The organism is Acidovorax sp. HMWF018 (assembly GCF_003061035.1).
Lineage (GTDB): Bacteria > Pseudomonadota > Gammaproteobacteria > Burkholderiales > Burkholderiaceae_C > Acidovorax > Acidovorax delafieldii.
On the sequence record NZ_QAIM01000322.1, the window covers coordinates 1 to 4221 of the forward strand.

The 4221-nt window shown below is 57.5% G+C and carries 5 protein-coding genes; all 5 read right to left on the bottom strand.

Annotated elements, in window-relative coordinates; translation table 11 throughout:
* Nucleotides 1-866: TerB N-terminal domain-containing protein (locus DBR23_RS30595; protein WP_233250419.1), on the bottom strand; the 866-nt coding region annotated here is incomplete at its 3' end.
* A gap of 785 nt (nucleotides 867-1651) precedes the next feature.
* Entirely contained in the window at nucleotides 1652-2353 is a 702-nt protein-coding gene (locus tag DBR23_RS30600) for a hypothetical protein (RefSeq protein ID WP_233250420.1), read from the bottom strand.
* 26 nt (nucleotides 2354-2379) lie between these two features.
* Nucleotides 2380-3279, bottom strand: coding sequence for a restriction endonuclease (locus tag DBR23_RS12245; RefSeq protein ID WP_108498428.1), 900 nt, complete (start codon nucleotides 3277-3279; stop codon nucleotides 2380-2382).
* A 188-nt stretch (nucleotides 3280-3467) separates the two neighbouring features.
* Nucleotides 3468-3908, bottom strand: a complete 441-nt coding sequence (locus DBR23_RS12250) for a DUF4124 domain-containing protein (RefSeq protein ID WP_199227692.1) — start codon at nucleotides 3906-3908, stop codon at nucleotides 3468-3470.
* 73 nt (nucleotides 3909-3981) lie between these two features.
* Nucleotides 3982-4203 (bottom strand): hypothetical protein, encoded by a 222-nt coding sequence (locus DBR23_RS12255; RefSeq protein WP_108498426.1) that lies wholly within the window; start codon nucleotides 4201-4203, stop codon nucleotides 3982-3984.
* Between the last annotated feature and the right edge of the window lie 18 nt (nucleotides 4204-4221).

A 4221-nucleotide genomic window follows, 5' to 3' on the forward strand; every position in this document is an offset into this window, starting at 1 on the left:
TCCAGCACATTGGGACTGTCTGGGTTACGGCCGAGATATCGGCTGTAGGGATCCAACTGGTCAGTGACGGCGTCTACGATCTTTTTCAGCTGCTTTTGTGGAGCCGTCAAAACCGTCACGTCCGGCATGTCACCGAAGGTCAGCTTGATTTCGTTGACGCCCCTGAAACCAGCAGATGCTGGTTGGTACACCAGCTTCAATTTGGTCTTATTGCGGGGCAGAACAATGCCCGGCTTGAAAGTTTCCGCGTAGCGCTGCTGGAAAAGCTTGTCGAACTGCTCAGCGCACCTGGTGGCGGAAGTTCGCAAATAGCTGGCCGGGTCCAGGCGTGCCCAAGCCAACGCGAGATGGGGTGGCACTGGCACTCCATCCACTGCGGCGAGGCCAAGTGCAAGGCGAATGTAGAGAGGCACCTCGAAGGTCGTCGGGAAAGACGGAACGGGTTCGTTGTAGAGCGTCTTGGAGTAATGGGATACCTCCAGCCAACTCAAAAGCTCGCTGGCATAGCGCTTGAAAGAAAAGGATTTTTCGCCATAGATCTCAAGTAGTCTGCGGACCTCCTGCGCAATCAGGCGCCAATCTCTTTGCGCCTGCGCATCGTTCAATCCCTCTGCAATGGCCCTGCGCTCCAGGCCATAGAAGAAGAGAAACACGTATCCGATATCGGCTTCGGGGTTGCGCCGCCCTTCTGCCAGCCAGCTCAGGTAGGACCTGCGAGCGCGGGGCGTGATTTCAGAGTAGGACGGCCAATAGCCAAACTCACGTTCGCTGATGTTGGCGTGCGCAGCGATGGAAAGCGCGGGATTGATAAGACACGGGTCAGTTGAGCCCGAGAGGGCTTTCAGGTCTCTACCCACATAGATCATCCCCCCGCTGATGTGGCTACCGCCAATGACGACGTCTTCTCCAGGAGGTATCCAGCGCCCGGGCCCTGTGTAGGCCAGAGGCTGAGTTGGCGCAGGAGGTATCGCGTAGTGCGCTGGCTTTGAGGGCTCCTTTGCGACGACAGAAACCGGAGCATCGTCATCCACGAATCGCCGGGGAGCATCTGGAGGTACTGGGCGCAATGGCACGGCAGTTGCCGACGATGGTGCCTTGTTTGTCAATGACACAGGGTGGTCATCTGGGACGAACCTAGAGGTTGCCACTACTGAGGCGGGCTGTGAACTGGCCTCTGGTGTTTGAACCGTCGCGGTTCCCGACGTTGCACGGGCTGAGGCTTCCAATGTCTTCCTTGCGGTGGCCGTCTTGGCTCGGGAAGGCGTGTCAGCAATCGGCTGTTTCGACGCGTTGGAAAAAAACACTCGATAGGCCCAAATACCACCGACGAAGAAAACGATGTAGCCCCATGTGCTTCGGGGGAAAACGATACAAAGAACCAATGCGGCTATGGCCGCTATAACGCCGCTGCTTGTCTTTGTCTTTTCCGCCATCCCGTTCCCTCGCGATTGAAAGGCGCATCTGCGCTGACCCAGACCAGTGCATTACGGTAACAGACTGTCATCTGCGACGCGAAAGATTTCGGGCATTTGCGGATGGTCAAAGGTGCATCGAAAAGGCCCGTTCATGAGTAACGCCGCTGCATCCAAGGCGAGGTATGAAGCCTGAGTTGTTTCAAAGCGACCGGCAGAAAATCAATACTCAGACATTCTCAAGACAACTGATCTGAGCTTTCCGGCATGAGGGGCTCCGGGTAGAGTTGATTTAGAATTTCGGCAACCAACTCGATAGTTCCCAGCACCTGGTTCGTCAGCATCGAACTGCCGTGCGCCAGCTCGTTGCGAATAGCTGGCAGGCTATCCGGGAGCCCTCCTGCTAGGTCCCACTGCTGATCTTCCGGCAATACCTCTAAGATCTCCGGTATCCGGTACTCCATAACGGTCAGCTCGTTATCAATCATTGCTTTCAAAGCTTCCATGGACAACCGCTCTCGCGCACTGACCTGCGCCGCATGGTGCCAACGTCGAAACCCCTCGTCTCTCACCAGCCCCTGGCCCACCGCCATGCTGAGCAGCCCTTTGAGCATGGGCTTCTTACCTAGTGGTTTCTCCGAAAGAGTCGTGCGCAGCCGTTCCCGCAGCCCGAACTCAAGCGCAGCCAGCGCTGCGACCGTTGCTGGCATGTAGAAGCGGTATACGTACCAGGCGTAGAGATAGAGGTTCCGAGCGTTCTCAAACTGAATCGCTACCGGCTCAGGAACGGTGGAATTGATTTGAATGGCGGCCACTCCAGCGTGATGCGCAGCCAGCGACGGTGGCTCCGGTGCTGCCCATGTGACCGTGCGCGGGTCCGGCAGCATGGCTGTGGAACTTTCGCGCAAACGGTCAGCAGGGTGGAGTGTTGTCTGTTTCATATTTGCTCCGTCCCAATGACCGACTTTCAGCCAGCAGCGCGCGTTCCTCTGCACTTCGGATAGGTTGTGCACCCCCAGAAGTTGCTTCCAGCACTAGCGCCTTGTCGAGCGGTGCGCAACTGCATGGATGCACCGCAGCGTGGACACTCCGGCGAAGAGGTCTGTGCCGTGGCGACCGCAGCGGTTTCAGGGTGCTGAGCCTGTGCATGGGAATCCGCAGCAATTGATGGAGATACGGGCGCTCCGGGCCGGCGTGCACGTTGAATCATTGCGAACAGACGAGGGCCGTCGACCAGCTCAATGTTTCGACCTTGGGCAAACTCCACTGCGTCTGTTGTGAAGCGGCCCGAGGTCACCACGAATCCGCCCGTGGCGCCCTTGGCTGCCATGACACCGTAGAGTTCGCGGACGGTGGTCACCCCCACCTTGTACGCCTTCCACTGTTTGCACTGCACGAAGAATTTCTCATTGCCTTTGGTGAGTAGGAGGTCCACCCCACCATCTGGGCCGGCGCCCCCTAACTCGGCAACCTGGTAGCCCTGCTGTCGATATGATTCCCCCACGAGGATTTCAAACTCTCTCCAGCTCATGCCGTCCAGAGCATCCGCGCTTTCAGCTTCCGAAACACCAGCAATCAGTTCCCTGCGTTGTTTGCGCCGCCAGGCAGAGATCCCTGCAGCAATCAGGCACATGAGGGGAACGAGATACTGGCCGATCGTCGCCAGTCCGTGGATGATGGCCTTTTGCATCATGGCTCCCACCATTGCGCCACCTTGGCCTTGGATATCTGAAGGTTTGATAGGAACGGCCAAGTTGCTAAGCACGGTGTAGCTGACCGCAGCCAGCACCACACAGACCCACCATGGAAGCAGGGACAACAAGTCCAGGATGTCTTCCAAAGGGCTGGTTTTTTTGCGTCTGGCCATGATTTCCTCCCTGTGCATTGGTTCTCTTTGAAGCAGGCATCTTCGTGCCTGGAAGCTCAGCGGTATCTTGGCGACCGCTATGGCCTTGAGACAAGTTTATTCAAGAGTGGCATCCAGGGCCTCAATGCTTGTCCCGCCACAGAAGTCTTGCAGGCAGCAACGGTCCTGGCACTCACTTGTTCCGCAACTCAACACTTGAGGGCAAAGAAGGTTTTGCGGGCCTTGTAAAGGTCCTTGTCAGCCTCTTGCTTTTGGCTGGCTGCTGACCGCGCGGCGCGAGCCTCTAATTCGGGTAGCTGGCGATCAAGATTGCGGCAGGTGACTTTGTCCGCCGCGGACAGTTTGTGCCGCTTGCGCTCTAAGTTCATCTGCTCGTGATCCAGGCCTGTGAGCGGCTGAAGCGCCGCGTCCACGGCTTTTCTGTTTTCGTCGCGCATAACATCAGCACCCTTGCGCGTGCGGCCGGTCATCTTGTCCATGCCCTGGGTGGGAGTGGCATCCACTAACTTGGCACCGACACACGGCTCGTCGGAGTAGGACACCTTGCCGCCATGTTCGCAGCGGTAGACCTGGGCGCTGGCGCTCATTGCCAAGAGCATCAAGGCCGTGAATGAAAGAAGGAAGCGCATCAACAGATTATGGGGGGCCCAGAAAGCACAAAGCCGCCTCCTAGGGCGGCTAATCAATGCCTGTGCCGAGGCATCAATCCTTTTTCGTTCCCTCTTTACCCGTGTAAGGGTTCACATTGCCCTTGTGGCTCCAGTTGTTGGTCTTGGAGCTATCAGGATTGGTCGCATGGTAGGGTGGGACATAGGTGCCGTTTTTGGTAGTGTGTCCGCTGACGGCATGGCTTCCCCCTTTGGCCATGGCGGGCACCGCGAAGAGGGATAGTGCCAGGGCGCTGGCAAGCAATAAAGGTTTCATAGGTTCTGCGGTCTGCGT